Origin of the sequence: Wolbachia endosymbiont of Ctenocephalides felis wCfeT, assembly GCF_012277295.1 — a bacterium.
In the GTDB taxonomy this organism is placed as follows: domain Bacteria; phylum Pseudomonadota; class Alphaproteobacteria; order Rickettsiales; family Anaplasmataceae; genus Wolbachia.
In genome coordinates this window covers 1175058-1197823 of sequence record NZ_CP051156.1, presented here as the reverse complement: position 1 = coordinate 1197823, position 22766 = coordinate 1175058, and the positions used below count along the sequence as shown (strand labels likewise).

Annotated in this window: 21 protein-coding genes, 5 pseudogenes and 1 riboswitch; of the genes and pseudogenes, 21 read left to right on the top strand and 5 right to left on the bottom strand. The window is 35.6% G+C overall.

Features of this window, described 5'->3' with window-relative positions:
• Nucleotides 1–24 precede the first annotated feature (24 nt).
• From HF197_RS05820 to HF197_RS05800, 5 genes are all read left to right on the top strand, one after another.
• Nucleotides 25–1443, top strand: a complete 1419-nt coding sequence (locus HF197_RS05820) for a sensor histidine kinase (RefSeq protein ID WP_168464613.1) — start codon at nt 25–27, stop codon at nt 1441–1443.
• 6 nt (nt 1444–1449) lie between these two features.
• Nucleotides 1450–1791: a DciA family protein gene (locus HF197_RS05815; protein WP_168464612.1), complete on the top strand. Its 342-nt coding sequence runs from the start codon at nt 1450–1452 to the stop codon at nt 1789–1791.
• Nucleotides 1792–1829: 38 nt separating this feature from the next.
• The gene (gene rpmB, locus HF197_RS05810) at nt 1830–2144 is read left to right on the top strand and encodes a 50S ribosomal protein L28 (RefSeq protein WP_168464611.1); all 315 of its coding nucleotides are present in this window, start codon (nt 1830–1832) and stop codon (nt 2142–2144) included.
• A complete protein-coding gene (gene lipA, locus HF197_RS05805) occupies nt 2137–3000 on the top strand; it encodes a lipoyl synthase (RefSeq protein WP_168464610.1) in 864 nt (287 codons plus the stop codon). Before rpmB ends, lipA begins: the two co-directional genes overlap by 8 nt.
• A gap of 192 nt (nt 3001–3192) precedes the next feature.
• Complete coding sequence (locus HF197_RS05800) at nt 3193–3501, top strand: hypothetical protein (RefSeq protein WP_168464609.1); 309 nt, start codon at nt 3193–3195, stop codon at nt 3499–3501.
• Here the strand turns inward: HF197_RS05800 and tnpC (HF197_RS05795) are convergent.
• Nucleotides 3488–4848: pseudogene (gene tnpC, locus HF197_RS05795) on the bottom strand (IS66 family transposase). The gene HF197_RS05800 and the pseudogene tnpC (HF197_RS05795) sit on opposite strands and share 14 nt — an antisense overlap.
• Before the next feature lie 71 nt (nt 4849–4919).
• On the opposite strand from tnpC (HF197_RS05795), the gene HF197_RS05790 reads away from it, so the two are divergent.
• Entirely contained in the window at nt 4920–5624 is a 705-nt protein-coding gene (locus HF197_RS05790; RefSeq protein WP_168464608.1) for a hypothetical protein, read from the top strand.
• A 265-nt stretch (nt 5625–5889) separates the two neighbouring features.
• On the opposite strand, the pseudogene HF197_RS07715 reads toward HF197_RS05790, so the two are convergent.
• Nucleotides 5890–6215, bottom strand: a pseudogene (locus HF197_RS07715) (IS982 family transposase); the annotation flags it as partial.
• Nucleotides 6216–6294: 79 nt separating this feature from the next.
• Between HF197_RS07715 and HF197_RS05780 the strand changes: the two are divergent.
• The 12 genes and pseudogenes from HF197_RS05780 (at nt 6295) to tnpC (HF197_RS05725) (ending at nt 17261) form a co-directional block, all read left to right on the top strand.
• Nucleotides 6295–6513: a hypothetical protein gene (locus tag HF197_RS05780; protein ID WP_168464606.1), complete on the top strand. Its 219-nt coding sequence runs from the start codon at nt 6295–6297 to the stop codon at nt 6511–6513.
• A gap of 235 nt (nt 6514–6748) precedes the next feature.
• Nucleotides 6749–6853: riboswitch (TPP riboswitch) on the top strand.
• Nucleotides 6854–6929: 76 nt separating this feature from the next.
• Nucleotides 6930–8672, top strand: a pseudogene (thiC, locus tag HF197_RS05775) (phosphomethylpyrimidine synthase ThiC); the annotation flags it as partial.
• Between the two features lie 101 nt (nt 8673–8773).
• A complete protein-coding gene (thiO, locus tag HF197_RS05770; RefSeq protein ID WP_168464604.1) occupies nt 8774–9865 on the top strand; it encodes a glycine oxidase ThiO in 1092 nt (363 codons plus the stop codon).
• Between the two features lie 16 nt (nt 9866–9881).
• Nucleotides 9882–10046, top strand: a complete 165-nt coding sequence (thiS, locus tag HF197_RS05765; protein WP_168464603.1) for a sulfur carrier protein ThiS — start codon at nt 9882–9884, stop codon at nt 10044–10046.
• Between the two features lie 3 nt (nt 10047–10049).
• A complete protein-coding gene (locus tag HF197_RS05760) occupies nt 10050–10841 on the top strand; it encodes a thiazole synthase (RefSeq protein ID WP_168464602.1) in 792 nt (263 codons plus the stop codon).
• On the top strand, nt 10838–12283 hold the full coding sequence (gene thiE, locus HF197_RS05755) for a thiamine phosphate synthase (protein ID WP_168464601.1): 1446 nt from the start codon (nt 10838–10840) through the stop codon (nt 12281–12283). Before HF197_RS05760 ends, thiE (HF197_RS05755) begins: the two co-directional genes overlap by 4 nt.
• On the top strand, nt 12280–13395 hold the full coding sequence (locus HF197_RS05750; RefSeq protein WP_168464600.1) for a HesA/MoeB/ThiF family protein: 1116 nt from the start codon (nt 12280–12282) through the stop codon (nt 13393–13395). The genes thiE (HF197_RS05755) and HF197_RS05750 overlap by 4 nt, the downstream gene beginning before the upstream one ends.
• Nucleotides 13392–14063, top strand: a complete 672-nt coding sequence (gene thiE / locus HF197_RS05745) for a thiamine phosphate synthase (protein WP_218938888.1) — start codon at nt 13392–13394, stop codon at nt 14061–14063. Before HF197_RS05750 ends, thiE (HF197_RS05745) begins: the two co-directional genes overlap by 4 nt.
• Nucleotides 14064–14068: 5 nt before the next feature.
• Nucleotides 14069–14848 carry a hydroxyethylthiazole kinase gene (thiM, locus tag HF197_RS05740; RefSeq protein WP_168464599.1) on the top strand — a complete coding sequence of 260 codons (780 nt, stop codon included), beginning with the start codon at nt 14069–14071 and terminating at the stop codon, nt 14846–14848.
• Nucleotides 14845–15675, top strand: coding sequence for a bifunctional hydroxymethylpyrimidine kinase/phosphomethylpyrimidine kinase (thiD, locus tag HF197_RS05735; RefSeq protein WP_168464598.1), 831 nt, complete (start codon nt 14845–14847; stop codon nt 15673–15675). The genes thiM and thiD overlap by 4 nt, the downstream gene beginning before the upstream one ends.
• Nucleotides 15676–15677: 2 nt before the next feature.
• Nucleotides 15678–15878, top strand: coding sequence for a thiaminase II/PqqC family protein (locus tag HF197_RS05730; protein ID WP_168464597.1), 201 nt, complete (start codon nt 15678–15680; stop codon nt 15876–15878).
• Between the two features lie 22 nt (nt 15879–15900).
• Nucleotides 15901–17261, top strand: a pseudogene (gene tnpC / locus HF197_RS05725) (IS66 family transposase).
• Between the two features lie 146 nt (nt 17262–17407).
• On the opposite strand, the gene HF197_RS05720 reads toward tnpC (HF197_RS05725), so the two are convergent.
• From HF197_RS05720 to HF197_RS05710, 3 genes are all read right to left on the bottom strand, one after another.
• Nucleotides 17408–18007 (bottom strand): COQ9 family protein, encoded by a 600-nt coding sequence (locus tag HF197_RS05720; RefSeq protein ID WP_174855541.1) that lies wholly within the window; start codon nt 18005–18007, stop codon nt 17408–17410.
• A gap of 11 nt (nt 18008–18018) precedes the next feature.
• On the bottom strand, nt 18019–19473 hold the full coding sequence (murD, locus tag HF197_RS05715; RefSeq protein ID WP_168464596.1) for a UDP-N-acetylmuramoyl-L-alanine--D-glutamate ligase: 1455 nt from the start codon (nt 19471–19473) through the stop codon (nt 18019–18021).
• A gap of 88 nt (nt 19474–19561) precedes the next feature.
• Complete coding sequence (locus tag HF197_RS05710; RefSeq protein WP_168464595.1) at nt 19562–21286, bottom strand: Rne/Rng family ribonuclease; 1725 nt, start codon at nt 21284–21286, stop codon at nt 19562–19564.
• Nucleotides 21287–21440: 154 nt separating this feature from the next.
• Between HF197_RS05710 and rpmG the strand changes: the two genes are divergently transcribed.
• The 3 genes and pseudogenes from rpmG to map form a co-directional block, all read left to right on the top strand.
• Nucleotides 21441–21641: a 50S ribosomal protein L33 gene (gene rpmG, locus HF197_RS05705; protein ID WP_168464594.1), complete on the top strand. Its 201-nt coding sequence runs from the start codon at nt 21441–21443 to the stop codon at nt 21639–21641.
• Between the two features lie 2 nt (nt 21642–21643).
• Nucleotides 21644–21925 (top strand): helix-turn-helix domain-containing protein, encoded by a 282-nt coding sequence (locus tag HF197_RS05700; RefSeq protein ID WP_168464593.1) that lies wholly within the window; start codon nt 21644–21646, stop codon nt 21923–21925.
• A 30-nt stretch (nt 21926–21955) separates the two neighbouring features.
• Nucleotides 21956–22750 (top strand): annotated as a pseudogene (gene map / locus HF197_RS05695) (type I methionyl aminopeptidase); the annotation flags it as partial.
• Between the last annotated feature and the right edge of the window lie 16 nt (nt 22751–22766).

The following is a 22766-nucleotide window of genomic DNA, read 5'->3' as shown; positions in this document are numbered from 1 at the left end:
CCATTATTTCACAATTGGAAGGATATGTATAAGTTAAATCAGTTAATATTATCTGCACTGAAGAAGACAAAAATTATTGTTTTGTTCTCATCAATTTTTATAATTTTATTTAGTGTAGCATACTGCAATTATTTGCTCAAAAAGAGTTTTATCTCTTCTTGCCGCAATTCAAGTGTAAATCTAAAAAGCGTACTGGAAAATGGCATAATAAAAAAATATCACTACTTATTAATAGAGAAACATCATGTGGAGTACAAAAATTTTGACTATATCAATCAACTAGTAAGGCTTCGTGCTGAATTATTACAATCAGTCGCCAAAGCAAAGGATTTTAGCATAATATTATATGATCAGAACAGTAGAATAATGTTTAGCAATTTCAATATTCAAGATCATGATGATGAGCAATTACTCACAGATGATGAAGTTGATAAGTTATTAAACAACCAAGAAATATTTTATACTACAGACGATATATTAACCTCTATTTTCCCTATATTCTATGAAAATAATACCAAGCCATCGTTTTTTTTGAAGATTATTCGAAATTATAATAATTCTTATGTTACGGTATATAGCCTATTTCTAATATCTATAAGCTCGCTGCTAATAATTTTAATATTAGTTATGTTCTACTTGCACTTTTCTAATACTCAAATGTTAGTTAAGCAGTATAAAACTAATATTGAACTACAGCATATAAAAGAGGCGCTGGAGCAAGAAAATGCAAATAAGCTAAAATTTTTTGCAAGTGTAACTCATGAATTGCGTACGCCTCTTAATGCTATTATTGGATTTGCAGAATTGATTAAAAATGAAACTGGAGGTTCAATGGACAATTCTCACTATAAAGAGTACGCTGATGAGATATACAATGCAGGAACGCACTTACTTTCTTTAATTAACGATGTGCTAGATTTTTCAAAAGCTGAATCAAGTAGCTTAACAGTAGAAAAAGTAAAGTTTAACCTGAATAAAATAATAGATTCATGTGTGAATATGCTGCTACCTAAATTTAAGGAAAACGGAATTAATCTACAAAGGGATATGCCTAACAAGCAATTGCTAGTTATTGCAGATCCCAAACGAATGAAGCAAGTTATAATAAACTTACTATCAAATTCAATTAAATTTACTCCAAAAGATGGATTGATAAAAATGGTAATTAAGGAGGACATAGAAAAAAATTTATTAACTATTGAATTTCGTGATAATGGCATAGGGATAATGCAACAGGATATATACAAGGTTATGTCTGTTTTTGGCCAAGCCGATTCAGGATATAGAAATGAAGGCACAGGTATTGGATTACCACTGAGCAAAAAATTAGTGGAACTAATGGGTGGAACTTTCAATATCAAAAGCGAAGCAAATCTTGGCACTACGATAACGTTGAACTTCTTTTACGAGGAACAGACGTGCGAAGATCTGGTTGATTTTTAGAACAAAATGCTTAAGCAAAGAGGACCAAAAAAGTTAAAATCTATTGTAGAGATGTGTGCACTAAAGTGTATGAAAAGCAAGATCAGTAAAAATGAAATACTTCTTATTTTAAATTGGAGAAACATAGTTGGAAAAGAAATAGCAGAGTGCACAAGGCCAAAAAAGATCTTATATGCACAGAATATCAATTCTGGTGTATTACACCTTATTGTAACAAATGGCAGTAAGGCATTGGAAATTCAGCATATGATTTCTCTGATTATAGAAAAAATCACAATATTTTTTGGCTATAAGGCAGTATATGGGATAAAAATCAAGCAAGAAAGTATTGACTATCAAGCGAAATAGGGTAATCTGGATAGTATAGAGTAACTTGGTATATTGCAGTGAGTAGAGTTTGCGACTTAACAAACAGGAAAAAATCTTTTGGTAATAAGGTATCACACTCAAACCGTAAGACGAAACGTACTTTTCTTTTGAATTTACATAAAGTTACGTTAACAAGTGATATATTAAATCAAAAATTTAGATTTCGCATAGCAACAAGAACTTTAAGAACTATAGATTACAAAGGCGGCCTTGATGATTTTTTACTCAATACAAGAACAGCTAATCTAAGTGAAAAAGCACAGAAAATAAAAAAGCAATTAAAGAAAGTTTTAGTAAAGCAGGAAGTAGAGTTAGCCGTTTCAGATGCATAGCAAGCCTCAGTGGCTCAGAGCGAAAGCTCCAGCTGGTGAAATATTCAACGAGACTTTAAATATTGTCAAGCTACATAACTTGCATACGGTGTGTGAAGAGGCTGCATGCCCAAACATTGGTGAGTGCTGGAATAAACGCCATGCTACTGTAATGATACTCGGTTCTGTTTGCACTCGTGCTTGTGCATTTTGCAATGTTGCAACTGGCATTCCTGATAAACTGGACCCTCATGAGCCAGAAAATTTAGCCAAAGCAATAAAAAAGCTAAATTTAAAGCACGTGGTGATTACTTCTGTTGATCGTGATGATCTACCAGATGGTGGTGCAAACCAATTTATACAATGCATAGAAGAAATTAGAAAGACGAGTCCTGAAATGACAGTAGAAATTTTAACTCCTGATTTTCTCAATAAAAAAGGAGCTTTTGAAGCAATTGCTGTTGCTGCACCAGATGTTTATAACCATAATATTGAAACAGTGCCGAGATTATATGCAAAAATCAGGCCGCGAGCGCGTTATTTTCATTCGTTGTACCTACTAAAAATGGTGAAGCAAATTAATCCTAAACTTTTTACAAAGTCAGGGCTTATGGTTGGTCTTGGGGAAACAAAGGAAGAAGTGTTGCAGGTTATGGATGATTTACGTAGCGCTGAGGTTGATTTTATTACAATTGGCCAGTATCTGCAGCCAACACCAAAGCATGCAAAAATTGACAGGTATGTAACACCAGAGGAATTTGAGCATTACAAGTACGTTGCTTACTCAAAGGGATTTTTAATGGTTGCATCAAGTCCACTTACCAGATCTTCATATCATGCTGAAGAAGATTTTAAGAAGCTGAAGGCTTCCCGTTAACTGTTTCTAATAGTTAATTTCATGTGGCGCTGATTAGCGTGATGTTTAGGCGACCACCTCTCCTCCGCATTAGTTAATATTCAAGAAAATTATAGTAAAATTTAAATATTTTAATTATAAAATTAATATTTTTCTTGCATATATATAATTTATATATTAACATTAAATATTGATATTTTAACAGAAAAGCATATGCCAAAAACACATAAAGTACCCATTACAGAGAATGAACAATTACAACCCTTATTTAAGAGATTAGATAAGATGCCAATTTTTTCTAAGACAAAAGAGCAAGAGTGTAAAAATGAGCTGCAAATATCATCTGAGGATAATACTCTAATAGGGTATGGTGAACATCTTATTGATAAGGTAAAAAATGGTAAGCTGAATGGTTACAATACGAAGTTAGCCTTGGTTTTGACAAGAGAAAACATATCTCCTCAAGAACGTGCATATCTATTTAAAAGTATCCATTCAGGTGTATGGCTTAAGAAGCAATAGCCAGTAGGTTTTGAAAAGGATTTAACTTCTTTTGCCTCCAAGTCAAGTACAATGAAATTATCCTCTCAAGAAACATATTTCCCCGTTTCGATTGTGTAAAATATGAAACTTTTCGGTAAACAACGTAATGCCGAATCTGTCGCTCAGCATAGTTGTTTGTCAGTGGAATATTTTCTGGATCGTCCAAAAATTTCCACATCATCAGATCCGATTTCATGATATTTTTTGCTACTCGAGACGCTCCAATTGCCTCGGGTAAATTTGATATATTCTTTAAGTAATATCTCGTTCGCTTGCGTAATTTTCTTGCTCTTCTTATGAACCTTAATGTGTCTATTTCATCCTTTAACAGAGCTTTTTTCAATGCAAATAATTCAGTAGCAACATTCCTTAAATAATACCCCAAAACTTTCACTTCGCTATTCCAACTATGAGACAACCTTTCAAAATCTCTTGCTAAATGTGCCCAACAGACCTGCCTTTTCTTGCTGGAAAAGTAGTTGTAAGCTGCATATCTGTCGGTCACTACTAGGTTGTTATTCTTTCCAAATTTACTATTTTCCAGGACTTTCATCCCTCTTGACTCTGTCAATTTGATCACACTTCCTATTTTGCTCGCAAACATCCAGCACCAGCCCTGTTTACCTTTGTTGTAATGGCTAGTTTCATCGATATGTAAAATTTTGCTCTTGCTTACCTCTTCCTCAATTTGCTCATATGCTTCTTGGCATTTTTCTGCCACTCTAGCCTCGCTATTTGATACACTACCGACGCTGATATCCAGGTTGAAAATGTCCTTTATAATATTTGCCACTTCTTTTTTCGAATTCTTGTAAAATCCACTTAATGCTGCAATTACTGACTTAACTCTTGGACCAAATGTGTCCGCAGTTACTCCTTCTTGTAGCTTGCTACTTTTTCTTTTTCCACATTTTTTGCAACGTCCATGCTCTAGTTGATATTCAACTACATACGGCTTGATTTCCGGCAAATCGACCTTTTGATGAGTATACGGATCTTTTGATACCGCAATTTCTCCTCCGCACTCACACGTATTGGGCAGTTCTATTTTTACCATCTCATCTGCCTCCATTTTAGGGCGGTAACTGCCTTTATGTCCAACCTGTGCTCCTACTTTCCTGTCACTTTTTGGCTTATTTTCCCTCATCTTATATAATTCTTTGGAGCTTGGTATAGATGAATTTTTTGAACTTAAGCCAAGCCTTTCTTTTAACTCAGCGTTTTCGATCCTTAGCGCTTTATTTTCTGCTTTAAGCTCTTCTATTTTTGTTTCTAACTTTTCTATAGTCTGCTTAAACTTTCGCAAAATTCTAAAAGATCAACCATATTACCTCACAGCCACTCTAGTCTACCTTTTTAGCATTCCTTGTCTACTCTTTATTTTACCGCCCGGCTGAATGGATACGCCCAGACAAGTTACAGCTCAGCAGATTGCTTTAGCCTTAAGAGATGAGGTAATCGATTTAGAAAAAGCAGGAATCAGGGTGATTCAAATTGATGAACCGGCCTTTCGTGAGGGACTACCTTTAAGGGCAAAGCACCATGAAGAATATTTCAATTGGGCTGCACACTGCTTTCGAATCAGTGCTTCAGGAGTTAAAGATGGCACTCAAATATATACCCACATGTGTTATGCGGAATTTAATGAAATTATGAAAGCCATCGCTGATTTAGATGCAGATGTAATCAGCATAGAAAGTTCCCGATCTAAAATGGAATTGTTGGAAGCATTTAAAAAGTTTGATTATCCTAATTCAATAGGACCAGGGATTTATGACATTCATTTACCAAGAATACCATCTACTGAGGAAATGGAGATGCTTATTCGCCATGCCTTGGAGTTTATTTCACCTGAACGATTACATATTAATCCAGATTGTGGTCTTAAAACATGTCACTGGGGTGAAGTAAAGCAATCCTTAGGGAATATGGTGGATGCAGTAAAAAAAGTAAAATCAGCTTTAGTACAGCCTTCTATGGACGTTTCATCGTCTTCTTCCACTCCAGGAAGTTTACTTCATGGCTTGCTTCCTCCAGAAAGGCACGCTAACCAAGAAAAGCATGAGCTTTCCTTATCTTCAACTCACCATATGGGTAAATAAGTAGATAGAGTACTGTAAATTCCAGGCCTTGTAACAAGGCTTGGATGTACTTTAAATAAATAATATCATATGCTAGTTTTAACATGTAGTTAAGGACTGGAGTTGTAATGGGTTGTTGACATTCAAATTTTTGTTAATGGCAAAAACATACAGTATGCGCTAATACTTTTCGAGTGACCTGCCACAAAAAATATCATAGTTTTTTAGCTTGGATATGTTCAATCTACCAAAGTGATACTAGCAAAAACCTTATACGAAATCGGATCATTTTTGCCTGTTTACAGAACAATTGTAAAAGTAATGCTAAATACCATAAAATTTTAGGCTTTAGTGTTATGAATCAATTATACGATGGTAATTTGGAAAATGCTGATCCATACAACAATTTTGAATAATGTACACAGAAAGACTTAAAATCTTCACATCGGGATTGATAGTCAAGTAGAATGATAGTTAGAATTCCTTGATGCGTGATTCTTGGCATCCTGGCTGGTTCTTTGCTGTTTGGCAGGGGTTTTTTGTAAAATTTTTGTCGACTGCACTGAAAAAATTGTTGATTAGGCAAAATAATTCTGTAGCGCTTTTATTCATTGGTAATCTTTTTATTTTTGAAATGGAATATCTTGGAGTTTACCCTATTTTCCTGGCTTTTCTATAGCTTTCTAATCAATTGGGGTTATCAACAAAAGAAGCTAGTCTACAGTTAGAAGGTCGTCTAGAAAAGGTTTTGGCCGAGAAAGAGACTACACTTCCACTTAATAAACAGAAAGCAGGAGAAACAAAGAAACCAAAATTTAATCCGAAAGAAGCAATGACAACAGGTGTGCCTGATAAAACAAGGACTTTCTTAAGCGATACATCAATTATCCAGAGAATTAAGTTATGCTGAAGGAGTTGAGTTTTAGGATTAAAAGTTAGAGGGTAGTTTGGTATATTACTACAGATGAATGTAATAGTCGTCAGGGAGGAATAATTGCTGGCAGTTTCAGTCTGATTTGCTTATAAGGCATTGGTTCTTGTAAATTCAATAGCTACGGAACAAAAAAATTTATACACAAAGAAATTTTTTTCTGGACAAACAAAATAATTCATTATATATAACCTAGCATAATATACTTAAATAGGTGTTTTTCTTGGGGTGCCTTTAATAGGCTGAGATGGTTTATAAGCCAAACCCATAGAACTTGATCCAATTAGTATTGGCGTAAGAAAAGAAAGCATTTACTAGTCTCGTCTTTTGTTTCTATTTACGCTCTTTGCTATATTGTTAACTATATAAGTAAGTAATTTTATACGGAGCGGCAAATGAAAAATAAAAAGATACTATCAAAAACCATTAATACCCATCCTCTACCAAATTCTAAAAAAGTATACGTAAGTGGTAAAAGTTTTTCAGAGATACGTGTTCCTATGCGAGAAATTTCCCTAACAGATGGAACTTTTTTTACCGTTTATGATACATCAGGCTTTCACACTGACCCTCAAATTAAAGTTAACATCCACCGTGGGTTGCCTGATATACGTAGTTCTTGGATTAAGACGCGTGACGATACGATTGTATACGAAGGTAGAGCAGTCAAACCAGAAGATAATGGTGGCAAAAGGGCAAAGGATAAGAAATTTGATGGTAATAACATATTTTCGCGTAAGCCCAGAAAAGCTAAATCAGACACAACAGTAACTCAACTACATTACGCACGTAAAGGAATCATTACTCCTGAGATGGAGTTTGCCGCTATTCGAGAAAATCAATGCCGAAAAGCTCTTATAGATAATACTGGAAAAAGTGCTTATAGTAAGGCAATTACCGATAGTAAATCTCCTAAGGTTATAACGCCTGAATTTATCCGCAATGAAGTAGCACAAGGAAGAGCCATAATACCAGCTAATATTAACCACGTAGAGTTGGAACCTATGGTTATAGGACGCAACTTTTTGGTTAAAATAAATGCAAACATAGGTAATTCCGCTGTAACATCTTCTATTGCTGAAGAAGTGGAAAAATTGATATGGGCAACCCGTTGGGGAGCTGATACTGTAATGGACCTTTCTACAGGAAAAGATATCCACATAACTAGAGAATATATTGTTAGAAATTCACCAGTTCCTATAGGTACAGTGCCAATTTATCAAGCTTTGGAAAAAGTTGGAGGGATTGCTGAAGATTTAAGCTGGGAGGCTTTTAGAGATACATTAATTGAACAAGCAGAGCAAGGAGTGGATTATTTTACTATTCATGCCGGAGTACTACTTAGGTATGTTCCACTTACTGCTAATAGAGTTACAGGTATTGTTTCTCGAGGTGGTTCCATTATGGCTCAGTGGTGTATTGCTCACCATAAAGAAAATTTCCTTTACACACATTTCGGTGAAATTTGTGAAATTATGAAGGCCTATGATATTAGCTTCTCTTTAGGGGACGGATTACGTCCAGGATCATTGGCTGATGCTAACGATGATGCTCAATTTGCTGAGTTGGAAACCTCAGGTGAATTGACTCAAATTGCTTGGAAACATGATGTACAGGTAATGGTTGAGGGGCCAGGACATATACCTATGAATTTAATTCAAGAAAACATGGATAAACAACTTTTCTATTGCCACGAAGCCCCTTTTTATACTCTCGGTCCATTGACTACTGATATTGCACCTGGTTACGATCATATCACTAGTGCTATTGGTGCTGCAATGATTGCTTGGTATGGTTGTGCCTTATTGTGTTATGTTACCCCTAAAGAACACTTAGGGTTACCAAATAAAGATGATGTAAAAGCTGGCATAATCGCTTATAAAATTGCTGCTCATGCAGCTGATATTGCAAAAGGTCACCCAGCAGCAAGAATTCATGATGATATCCTATCTAAGGCCAGGTTTTCTTTCCGCTGGGAAGATCAATTTAATCTGTCATTAGATCCAGATACTGCAAGAAGTTACCACGATGAGACACTTCCTAAACAAGCAGCAAAAGTAGCACATTTTTGTTCGATGTGTGGTCCTAAATTCTGCTCGATGAAAATTAGTCAAAAGGTTATGGAGTATGCATCTGAAAACCAGCTTAGTTTTGAGAAAGCTATCGAGCAAGGAATGGTGGAAAAATCTCATGAGTTCCGTGAACAAGGATCTGAGCTTTATATATCAAAGGGGGAAAATTGAGGTCAGTTGGTATTGTAGGAGCCGGTATTATCGGAAGGCTGCTAGCTTTAAATTTGTTACAAAACGGTTGGCATGTTACATTGTTTGACATTGATGACCAAGAAGGTAAAGCCAGCTGCAGTTACGCAGCAGCAGGTATGCTCTCTCCTCTTTTTGAGCTTGAGAAAGCAGATAGCATTATACATAGCGTGGGGGTTAAATCGATAAACCTGTGGCGTAGTATTTTACCTACATTAGGCCAATCTGTCTACTTTCAAAACAAAGGTAGTTTAATACTAGCTCATGCTCAAGATGTTAATGAACTAGCTCGCATTAAAGGCCAAATTGAGGCAAAGCTATATATTAGCCTAAAAGTTCTGACACACGATGAAATATCAAAATTAGAGCCCGCCTTATCCCATTGGTCTAGCAACGGTCTTTATTGTGATTTTGGAGGACAAATTGACAATCGTATGTTGCTCGCAGCACTTCGATTCACATTGCTAGAAAAAGGTATTGTCTGGAAAAGTGAAACTTATGTACAAAATATTGAGCCTAGAAAAGTGATATCTTCATCTAAAGCATATGATTTTGATGTAGTGTGTGACTGTCGTGGTCTTGGGGCTAGAGATTTACACCCTGATTTGCGTGGAGTAAGAGGCGAACTTATTTATTTGCATGCACCTGAAGTAGGAATTATTAGGCCAATTCGTCTAATTCATCCAAGATACTGTATTTATATCGCTCCACGCCAAAATAGCATTTATGTTATTGGTGCAAGTGAGATTGAAAGTGAGGAATTAAGTCCAATCTCAGTACGCACTACCTTAGAGCTACTTTCTGCTGCTTATAGTATTCACCCAGGATTTGCAGAGGCAAGAGTAATTAGCTCATCGGTCAATTGCCGTCCGGCATTTCCTGATAATCTACCAAGAATTTCTTATACGGAAGGTTTGCTGAGCATAAATGGCTTATATCGGCATGGCTTTTTATTAGCACCAGTATTAGTAGAAGAAGCAATATCAGTTATTGAAATGGGAACTAATTCTATTCTGCATCCAGAAATATTACGAGGATTTTCAAATGATATATGTAAAGTTCAATGGTAAAAATAAGTCAGTACCGGTGAATACTACACTTAAGGATTTTTTATTGGAGATCAAAGAAGAAGTAGTAATACCTTTTGCTGCTTCTATTAATAAAGAATTTATTCCTCAAGCACACTACGAAAGCACCATTCTTAAGGATCATGACGAAGTGGAATTAGTTATACCTATGCAAGGAGGTTAAAGTATGGAGTGGAAAATAGGAAATCAAGTACTGAAGAGCAGGCTGCTTTTAGGTACAGCATTATATCCATCTCCTTCTATTATGCAGGAAGCTATAAAGGCTTCCAAGTGTGAAATTGTAACTGTTTCTTTAAGAAGGCAGGTACCAGACAAACAAGGAGGAAAAGCTTTTTGGCATTATATAAAAGGGCTGGGGCGCCGAATACTACCAAATACTGCTGGATGCAGATTAGCAGAAGAAGTGATTACAATTGCTGAAATGTCGCGAGAAATTTTCGACACAAGTTGGATCAAGTTGGAGGTTATAGGTGATGACTATAATTTACAACCTAATCCTTTCGAATTAGTAAAAGCCGCTCAAGAGCTTGTTAGACGTGGTTTTGTGGTCTTTCCATATTGCACTGATGATTTAATAGCATGTCAAAAACTAGTTGAAGTAGGCTGTCAAATATTGATGCCGTGGGGTGCTCCTATTGGTTCAGGACAAGGTTTACTTAACCCCTACGCACTCACAGTACTTAGGGAACGTTTACCTAATATCACGCTAATTGTTGATGCTGGTATTGGTACCCCTTCTCATGCGGCGCAGGCTATGGAACTAGGATATGATGGGGTACTGCTCAATAGTGCAGTTGCACTTGCACTCGATCCTATAGGAATGGCAAAAGCATTTTGTCTGGCAGTACAATCAGGTAGACGAGCTTTTAAAGCCGGAATTATGCCTAAAAGAAACATAGCAAACACTAGTACCCCATTAATCGATACGCCATTTTGGAAGCAAGGAGCAATAAAATGAAAAAACCTATTGTGTGGACTATAGCTGAGTTAAGTTCAGGGGAAATTGGTATTCAGAGTGATATAAAAGTCTTCAACACTTTTGAGGTCGAAAGCTATTCCGTAGTTACTGCTATAACAGCACAAAATAGTCATAAAGTGCCAGATATAACATTTACTGCTTCTGCAGTTATAAACGCTCAAATTACTGAGTTAGAGAAACCAAAGTCTATTAAGCTTGGTATGCTAGGCCCTATGTCAATTATGCAGGAGATATCCTCTTTTCTAAAGCGCTATAATGGGTATGTTGTATGTGATCCAGTTATTTTATCTTTAGATGGTGTGCCATTATTAAATTGGGATGATAAAAATTATTTAATTGAAAATATTATACCTTACGTTGATCTGTTAATACTTTCCATTTTAGAAGTTGAAGAATTATTAGATTGTACCATTAAGAATTCCACTGATATAGAAAAAGCAGCCAGAAGATTGTTAAATTACGGAAAGCAAAGTGTCTTAATCAAGGGTAGAAATGGTTTGAGCAGGTGTTGCCAAGACTACTGGGCAGATGGAAAGCAGCAATACTGGATTACTATTGATAGCAGGAGAAAAAATCACAACTCCGGAAATATTTTATCTGCTACTATAACAGCTTGTTTGGCTTTGGGCTATAGTTTGTCTGATGCTCTTGTGATTGGAAAATCCTATGTAAGCCAGGAAACAAGAGTGGCTTGTCAGACTGCTATTCAGCACAACTGGCTAACATCACATGAAGATTTACCATGGATTACTAAATCAGCACATGAAGGAGTGAATCAACCCAACTTTCCTCAATGCGATTTAGAAGCGTTAGCCTTTTGCCCCATAGTCAACTCCAGTTACTGGTTGGAAAGACTTTTTGTTATAGGTATTCAAACTATCCAGCTACGCATTAAGGGTCTTCAAGGAAAAGAACTTGAAGATGAAATAAGAACAGGCGTTGAGATTGCTCAAAAGTATAAAGCTAAACTATTCATTAATGATCACTGGGAATTAGCTATAAGGTATAATGCGTACGGTATACATTTAGGGCAAGAGGACCTAATAAGCGCTGATTGTAAAGCTATTGCGCAAGCTGGAATGAGGCTAGGGATAAGTACTCATAGCTATCATGAATTAGCAAGAGCTTACGCTCTAAGGCCATCCTATATAGCTTATGGTCCAATTTTTCCAACTACTTCTAAACAAATGTTTTTTGCACCACAGGGAACATCTAATTTGAAGCGCTGTCGTAAGCTTTTAAAGTGCTCTCTAGTAGCCATTGGGGGAATCACTATTGATAACTTACTATCCGTCTTAGAATGCAAAGTAGATGGAGTTGCTGTCATTTCTGCTGTATTGAGCAGTATAGATCCGGAGCAAGCTGCTCTGAAGTTTTTAAAAATTTGTAAACAGGCATTTTCACTAAGGCAAAAACAATGATCGATTACAACCACTTTTCAAGTGAAGAATTACAGAGATATAAACGTCATTTATCGTTAAAATCAGTTGGATGTTCAGGCCAAACAAAACTCAAAAGGGCTAGAGTACTGTGCATCGGAGCAGGAGGAATCGGAAGTTCATTGTCAATCTATTTAGCGGCTGCAGGTATTGGAACGCTAGGAATTATAGATGATGATTCAGTGGAGATTTCAAACTTACACAGACAGATCTTATTTAGCACCTCTGATATTAATAGAAATAAGGCTATCACAGCTCAGGAAAGACTTAAAAAATTAAATCCTGACATTAATGTTAAAATTTATACGGAGAGGTTAACAATCAAAAATGCAGAAGAGATTTTTAGGCAATATGACATCATTGCAGATGGAAGTGATAATTTTGAAACTCGCTATTTGGTTAATTACATTTGTATCGCTCTGCAAAAAATTAATGTTGCTGCAAGCGCTTCAGAATTTAAGGGTCATTGTACAATTTTTGTTCCTTTTAAATATCCTTGTTATAATTGTATTTTCCCTGCCAATCAAGGTGAAGAAAGCTTGTTGAATTGCAGTGAAACCGGAATATTAGGTGTTGTACCGGGAATCTTGGGAATGATACAAGCAGCTGAAATTATTAAATTAATTTTAGATATAGGATCTCCTCTAATTGGCAAACTTCTTCAAGTAGACGTGTTAATGATGGACTATAAGATTTATTCCCTAACTAAAAATACCGCTTGTCAATTATGTAATAGCAAAGATCTCCCTCCTTTTTCTTACACGAGCAATTCTTCCTGTTTAAATGAAGCGATTATCACTGCCAGAGAATTACAAGAGTACGTAAATAAGCCTACAGTTCTATTATTAGATGTGCGAGAACCAGAAGAGCATGAGTGCTACAACTTAGGTGGAATTAATATTCCTCTCTCTCAACTACCAGGAAAGATTAAAATAAATAGTCAGTACGAACTAATAGTTACTTATTGCCATTCAGGTAAGCGTAGTTTTCAAGCTGTTACAATTTTAAAAAAACTTGGTTTCTCTAACGTAAAAAGCCTAGTTGGTGGTATACGGGAGTGGCTAGCTATAAGGAAGTTTGATGCAAGTATATGAAAGTTATGGAAAATATTATGTCCCAGTGTAAAGGATATAAACAACCATATAAGCTTATGTTAATTACTCAACTTAACGGTACTGACATTGATTCGTATCTTGAATTTATCAAGGGGTGTGCAGAAGGGGGTATAACATCACTGCAATTGCGTGATAAACATGCTTCGATGGAATTCTTATTTGAGTTTGGGTGCAAATTGAAGTCAGTTTTAGCGCCTTTTAATATTCCACTTATAATTAACGATAATGTTGAACTTGCTTACAAGATTGATGCAGATGGAGTTCATCTTGGTCAATCTGATGGTAATCCGAAAAAAGCACGAAAACTACTAGGCATCAACAAAATTATTGGTCTTTCAATTGAATCATTAGACAAATTAGAGAGAGTGAATAATCTGGATATAGAAATAACATACATTGCTGCAAGTGCTGTATTTGCAACTAAAACTAAAAGCAATATTAAAACTGTATGGGGAATAGACGGTTTAAAAAAGGTAGTTGCATTGTCAAAATATCCAGTTGTTGCTATCGGTGGTATCAATAAGAAAAATGCAGCACAAGTTATCAATGCTGGTGCATCTGGAATTGCAGTTGTGAGTGCAATTCACGAAGCAAGTAACCCACAAAAAGAAGTACAACAATTATGTAACATTATTAATGAGGTTTAGAAAATATGTTGGAACAAATAAAATTTTATATTGAAAAGATCAGAAAATCAAAACCTTTGATCTTAAATCTAACTAATTATGTAACCATGGATTTTGTTGCAAATGCACTACTTGCAATAGGTGCTGCACCAATTATGTCTGAAGAAACAAATGAACTCAGTGAACTTATATCTTGTGCACACTCTATTAATATTAATGTAGGGACACTTAATAGTTCTTTTTTGGAAAGAACAGAATGTGCATTAGCAGCTGCTAAAACATTGAAAAAAATAATAGTGCTTGATCCTGTAGGTTGTGGGGCAACAAAGATCCGTACCAAAGCGAGCCAAAAATTTATTCAATATGCCAATGTTGTGCGTGGAAATGCAAGTGAGATTATATCACTTGACAATAACAATCAAGGTAAGACTCTTGGAGTTGAGTCACAGGATGCTACTTTAGAAGCAGAAAAAAACGCTGTTTCTTTAGCTGAACGGTACAATGTAACAGTTATAACTAGCGGTGCAGCTGATATTGTAGTAAAAAAGGGCTCTATAAAATATCTACCTTTTGGCTCACCTATTATGCAGTACATAACTGGAATGGGTTGTGTGTTATCTGCGGTTACTGCTGCATTTTGTTCCGTAGAGACTGACTTATTTCAGGCAAGTTTATTATCTACTGCATTCTACGGTTTATGTGGTGAACAAGCAGAACAGAAAGCGTCTTGCCCTGGATCTTTTAAAGTAGCGTTTCTTGATGCTTTGTATAGCCCTAATTTTGAATTTATGAGAAAAAGACTATGAAGTACAAAGCTCTTTCAATTGCAGGTTTTGACGGATCAGGAGGTGCTGGTATCCAAGCAGATCTTAAAGTGTTTTCAGCTTTTGGTTGTTATGGCATGACAGTATTAACTGCTTTGCCAGTACAGAATACTACAGGGGTGAAAAAGTGCTACCCATTACCACTGGAATCAATCAAGGATCAGCTAGAGGTTATTTTCGAGGATATAACTCCAGATGCTATAAAAGTAGGTATGCTATTTAGTACCGAGGTTGTAGAGCTAGTTTCTGAATTTCTCTCAAAATATGCTGCTAACATACCAATTGTAGTTGATCCAGTAATGGTAGCAAAGAGTGGGGATTATCTTCTCCTGCCAGAGGCGGTTGAATTTATCAAGGAAAAAATTATTCCAATGAGCACAGTAATCACTCCGAATCTACTAGAAGCCGAAGAATTAACAGGTATAAAAGCTAGTACTGAGGAAGAGATGTCCACTGTTGCACAAGAATTACTAAAACTCGGTCCAAAGTCTGTATTACTAAAGGGTGGACATTTAGAAAATTGTAGTGAGTCATGTGACCTTCTTATCACGGCCGATAATGACTATGGATGGTTTAGTTCTTTAAGGATTGAAACTAAAAACACTCATGGAACAGGGTGTACATTATCTGCTGCAATTGCTGCCTGTTTAGCTCTTGGTTTAAATCTTTTTGAGAGTTGTAAAATAGCAAAAGAATATTTAAGCAAAGCTTTAGAAGCTGCAAAAAACCAACGTATTGGTAAAGGAATTGGGCCAGTTCATCACTTTTATCACTTATGGCCAACACTTAATAAAATTATGGAGGAATAAAAATGGTAAAACTATCAGAAATAGCATGGAGAAAGTCAGAACACGTTTATCAAGATATTATCAATCATCCATTCAACCAAGAACTGATGAATGGGACATTATCAAGGGAGAAGTTTTGTTATTATGTGGAGCAAGACTCTTTTTACGTATCCATTCAGCCGGGCGGTAAAATAAAGAGTAGACAAGGAATGCTAAAAAGGTAAACTAGAGTGGCTGTGAGGTAATATGGTTGATCTTTTAGAATTTTGCGAAAGTTTAAGCAGACTATAGAAAAGTTAGAAACAAAAATAGAAGAGCTTAAAGCAGAAAATAAAGCGCTAAGGATCGAAAACGCTGAGTTAAAAGAAAGGCTTGGCTTAAGTTCAAAAAATTCATCTATACCAAGCTCCAAAGAATTATATAAGATGAGGGAAAATAAGCCAAAAAGTGACAGGAAAGTAGGAGCACAGGTTGGACATAAAGGCAGTTACCGCCCTAAAATGGAGGCAGATGAGATGGTAAAAATAGAACTGCCCAATACGTGTGAGTGCGGAGGAGAAATTGCGGTATCAAAAGATCCGTATACTCATCAAAAGGTCGATTTGCCGGAAATCAAGCCGTATGTAGTTGAATATCAACTAGAGCATGGACGTTGCAAAAGATGTGGAAAAAGAAAAAGTAGCAAGCTACAAGAAGGAGTAACTGCGGACACATTTGGTCCAAGAGTTAAGTCAGTAATTGCAGCATTAAGTGGATTTTACAAGAATTCGAAAAAAGAAGTGGCAAATATTATAAAGGACATTTTCAACCTGGATATCAGCGTCGGTAGTGTATCAAATAGCGAGGCTAGAGTGGCAGAAAAATGCCAAGAAGCATATGAGCAAATTGAGGAAGAGGTAAGCAAGAGCAAAATTTTACATATCGATGAAACTAGCCATTACAACAAAGGTAAACAGGGCTGGTGCTGGATGTTTGCGAGCAAAATAGGAAGTGTGATCAAATTGACAGAGTCAAGAGGGATGAAAGTCCTGGAAAATAGTAAATTTGGAAAGAATAACAACCTAGTAGTGACCGACAGATATGCAGCTTACAACTACTTTTCCAGCAAGAAAAGGCAGGTCTGTTGGGCACATTTAGCAAGAGATTTTGAAAGGTTGTCTCATAGTTGGAATAGCGAAGTGAAAGTTTTGGGGTATTATTTAAGGAATGTTGCTACTGAATTATTTGCATTGAAAAAAGCTCTGTTAAAGGATGAAATAGACACATTAAGGTTCATAAGAAGAGCAAGAAAATTACGCAAGTGAACGAGATATTACTTAAAGAATATATCAAATTTACCCGAGGCAATTGGAGCGTCTCGAGTAGCAAAAAATATCATGAAATCGGATCTGATGATGTGGAAATTTTTGGACGATCCAGAAAATATTCCACTGACAAACAACTATGCTGAGCAACAGATTCGGCATTACGTTGTTTACCGAAAAGTTTCATATTTTACACAATCGAAACGGGGAAATATGTTTCTTGAGAGGATAATTTCATTGTACTTGACTTGGAGGCAAAAGAAGTTAAATCCTTTTCAAAACCTACTGGCTATTGCTTCTTAAGCCATACACCTGAATGGATACCTTTTATTTGGCCTTGCTGTTAAGTGTATTATTCTATACTACGCAGGAAGTTTTATTGCAAGTATGGCAGGTCCATACTTACTTACTTTATTAAGTAAATTAGGTAGCATTGTAAAATAGATATTCTATAAGAAATTTCCTACAATTCCCTTTAAGCGGGTTTTAAATTTTTGAAACGTCATAACATTGTTGATACGCCTATCGAGAAATGATAGAGTATCCGCAAAATCTTCCGAATAATCATTAGTAAAATAAAACACCGTACTTAGATACACTCCAGCTAATATTGCCCGTTTCGTATAATAATTAAAATCCGTTGATTGATCATGAATTCCATACCAAATTGTGTTAACAATTTTACACAAAAGCTTACTAGCAAAATATGTATTTTTTGGCAGCACAGAAAATGATAAAACTTTTTTTAAGAATTCTCTGTAATTTGGTAATTTGGAATAGTTTGTGAGACGTATTCGCACTGCTAGCTTGATTCTCTCACGCACTTTCATATCTTCTAAATTGGAGTTTTGTAGCTTAATCTCCATTAAATTATTTAGATCTTCGGCTATGTACTCCAGAGCGCTATATATCCCATCCTGAAATTTACAAAAGCTATTTGCTAAATTAATCTCTGTGCATACCTTCAACAAAGTCTCATCGCTTATTCCTTTAAATGGAATAACCTTAATTAATTGTTCTACTATTAGTTTTATCTCGTCTTGTTCCACTGTATATCGCGTCAAATAGCATGTGTTATTGTAAACGAATCCTTTAATTTTTCAAACATATTGCAAAAAGCTTCGCCGCGTTCTTCAAAATGCTTCCACTGGTCAAAAGAAGCGCATGCAGGGGAAAGTAGTATTGTTACTTCCTCTCGAGTGCTAAAAGCATCCTTACAGGCTAACTTGAATGCATTTTCAAGATTATCACACTTCATCAAATCTACTTTACCCTTTAGAACGCTCGCAAAAGCTGTTGCCGACTCTCCAATAAGAAAAGCTTTTTTAATTCTATGAAAATATTTACTCAATGACTCTATCCCGCCTTCTTTACTCCTTCCACCAACTATCCAGTATATATTTTCATAAGATAAAATTGCTTTTTCGCTGGATTCAGCGTTGGTTGCTTTACTATCGTTTACAAATAGCACATTTTTTATTTTACCAAGCAGTTCATTTCTGTGTCTTAACCCTGAAAATGACTTCATACTATCAATAATAGCGCTTTGGCTAACACCAAGTAGCCCACATACAGCATATGCAGATGCTATGTTTTCTGCGTTTGATGTTAAGTTTATTTTTGCATCTTCTATTGATAGCTCTAATTTTACTAAATTTTCCTGGATCCCAGTGTCTGAGCACTGGGATGACAAAAAGAGTGGTCGAAATGGCATTGAAGCTGAAACAGGAATTTTATTTCCAGTAAATTTATTAAATATGTTAGCAGTAATCTCGTTGTCGCATCCTATCACTGCAATGTTGCTACCTTCTATCAGCTTCGACTTAGCTGCTATATAATTTTCCATACTCCCATGTCTATCTATGTGATCTGGTGTAATGTTGAGCAGTACTGCAATATCTATCTTTTTTGTCCAAATACTGGATCCCAGTGTCAAGCACTGTGATGACACCAATTCTTGCTTTACAGTTGCAGTGCTACACGCTGAAATGACCGTAGGTGTATTCATTAATTCCAATTGAAAAGAGGAGAGCTCAATCACATAAATTTCCGCATCTCTGTTTAAATTCAAAACTGGAGTACCTAAATTCCCTCCGACTCCTACTTTTTTCCCTGCAAACTTTAATATGTGTCCTATTAGCGACGTAGTAGTTGATTTGCCATTTGTACCTGTAACACCTACTATTTTCTGATTTGCAGCCTTAGCTTCAAGGAATAACTCAATATCTGATTTGATTTTGCAATTAAATCTTTTTGCAAGCTTCACTATCCAGTGCGGCTCTGGATAGTAAAGCGGAATTCCAGGGCTCAAAATCAGTGCAGTTACTTCATTCCAATTATATTCCTTAGGATGAACAAAGTTGCACTTTTTGTATATTACTTTTGCATTTGCTATTTGCTCATCACAATCATCCCATGCATATACTCTTGCTCCGCTATTTGTAAGAAAATTAATGACCGATAAGCCAGTCTTACCAAGGCCAAAAACTGCAATACTTTGATCTTGAAAGTGCATAAAAAAATTGCAAACTCTTCCTACAAAACTAAGCCAACTTCTTCAATCAGACTAGTAAATAGTTTAAAACTGGCTTTATGCAACAAGTCTAATTACTAGAGCTTAAAAGGCGTGAAAGCCATCTAGTTAACCAAAAATTGCTTTCAGCTTTTTCATTATTATTGCTTGCTTCAACCTGATATCCAGAATTTTGCAGCGGTTTATGATCATTTAAACTAACACCATCTCCATGCTTTAAAATAAATGTATTTGCATCTAAGCTATCATCAGTCGTAATATTTAATGCAATATTAAATTCCTTTTCAATTGTAGCAATCGTATCACGCTTATTATTAAAGATATGCGCTATAACTGCACCGTGCGCCACTAAATCAAATGTCTTATTCCTGTATCTGCTAGCAACATGTTGCAATTCTCTCAATATTGAAGCGACAATCACTTCATTTGATTTTACTCTTCCAACACCTTTGCAATGTGAACATTCTGTAGTATTGACTTCCTGTATATTTGACTTAATTCTTTGCCTTGAAAACACCATTATCCCAAAATCATTTATATAGCTAAACTGAACTTTTGCTTTGTCATTTCTAAACGCCTGCCTTATAGCAGATTCAACATCTCTACAGTACTTATATTTTAGCATGTCAATAAAATCAACTACTATTAACCCTGATAATCCTCTTAAATTCACCTGCCTATATATTTCAGGAACTGCCTCCATATTTGTCCTATAAGCTGTTTCTTCTATGCTATCTTCCCCAGTCATTTTTCCTGAGTTTACATCTATTGAGACAAATGCTTCAGTTAAAGTTATTATCAAAGATCCACCAGATGATAATTTCACTCTGTTGCTATATAACTCAGAAATTTGCTCTTCAATGCCGTAGTAAGTAAATATTGGAACATAGCCCTTGTATAGCTTATATCGCAATTTACTGCCTTTCAATGCATGCCTAGTATATTGTTTTACTGCTTCAAAAGCCTCCTTTCCAGATACTACAATTTCCACACCATCACTGCAGAAATCACGAACAGACCTCATAATAACATCCGCTTCATTGTAGATTAATGATGAAGTATTAATAGCAGACGAATTATTTTGAATATTCTGCCACAATGAAGAGAGGTAATTATAATCCTGCTCTATTTCCTTTCTGCTCTTTTCTGAACCAACAGTTCTTATTATTAGACCGGACCTTTTTGGTAAATTTATTGAACCCAGTATATCTTTTAGTTGCTTCCTTGTATTTGCATCCTCAATTCTACGCGACACTCCACCTTTACTCATGGAACTTGGCATAAAGACACAATACCTGCCTACTAAAGTGATATAAGTTGTAAATGAAGCACCTTTGCTGCTTCGCTCTTCTTTGGTTAGCTGAACTAATAATTTTTGATTTATTGAAATAACATCCTGTAGCTTATACTTCTTATATAATAGCACTCCTCTAATAAAACCATTGCCTGTACTCTTGTTAGAAGTAGAATCCGAGCTCTCCTCTGCATTTTGATCATTAAAATGACTTTCAAAGAGTGCTTCTTTTTCTTCTTCTGGAATATTGAAATAATCCAACGATATTTCAGAAAAAGATAAAAAACCCTGTTTATTCTTACCATATTCAATAAACACAGCTTGAAGAGAAGGTTCTATACGTTTTACATAAGCAACATATATATTACCTCGTAATTGTTTTTTTTCCTTGAATTCTTGCTCAAATTCTACAACCTTATTATTAACTGATAAGGCAACTCTAACCTCGTCAGAGCATATAGAATTTTCTATTAAAAGTAACCTTTTACCACTATTCGCCACTAATGCAACTAATTTACCGTTTGTTTTCCATTGTAAATATTACCTAGTACACCATTGACTGTCAAGAATTTTACAATCTAATCTGATTAAAACGATTGACTTTTAATGTTTTGCGTAATAAAATCACATAGGATTTAATTATATTACTATAAGTATGGCAAAAAAAGCTGCTTCTCTCCTTGTTAAGCTGGTTAGCACTGCAACTAAGGTAACAAGAACTGGTGAAGAAAAATTGACAGGTTATTTTTATGTGAAAAAGCGCAATCCTAAGAAGCTTACTAAAAAACTGGAGTTCATGAAATATGATCCAAAAGTAAGAAGACATGTGCTATTCAAGGAAGAAAAATTAAAATAGTCATGAAGGATTTAAAATTAATCTATCCTATAACAATAGAGCTTAGTGATGTAAAGGATACAAAGCTAAAGTTAATAAGGGTCGTTGCGCGATTAATAAGCAAAAAATACAAAACACAAAAAAAAGCAGCAGATGCTCTAAAGATTGATCAGCCCAAAGTATCTCAAATTAATAGATCAAGAATTGAGGTTTTTTCATTGGAGTATTTACTCAACTTATTGGTTGCGTTGGGTCAGGATGTAAATGTTAAAATAGAACACATTTCTGAACCTGTCACTAACTAACATAATGCTGCTGTAAGGCAAAACAACGACTATATAAAAAATATGAACGTAATGATACATTCGCAAGAAGATTTTGAATTTATGCGTAAAGCTGGTAGGCTGGCAGCCGAAACCCTTGATTTCATCGCACCACATGTAAAAGTGGGAGTAACAACCAACGAGTTAAATGATATGTGTCACGGCTTCATAATAGAAGCAGGGGCAATTCCAGCACCGTTGAACTATAAAGGTTATCCTAAGTCGATTTGCACTTCAAAAAATGCTGTTGTATGTCATGGTATTCCCGATGATATACCACTTAAAGATGGGGATATTTTAAATATTGATGTTACAGTCATTTTAGATGGTTGGTATGGCGATACAAGTCGTATGTTTTGGGCAGGAAAACCATCAATAAAAGCAAAGCGTTTGTGTGATGCCACTTATAATGCATTGATGGAAGCAATAAAACAAGTTAAACCAGGTAATAAGCTGAATGAGATAGGACGTGCTATAGAAAATTATATTGGCGATTTTAATTACTCCATTGTACGCAATTATTGTGGACATGGAATAGGTAAAGTATTTCATGCACCGCCAAATGTAGTACATTTTTACAATGAAGATGAAAATTTGGTACTAAAGGAAGGTATGTTTTTTACAATAGAACCAATGATCAATGCTGGAAAATGCGAAACTCTGCTTAGTAAACTAGATGGCTGGACAGTAACAACACGCGACCTGTCGCTTTCTGCTCAATTTGAGCACACACTTGGAGTAACACAAGATGGAGTTGAAATATTCACATCATCACCAAAAAATCTGCATTTTCCACCTTATAATTAGCTTGAGCTATATAAAA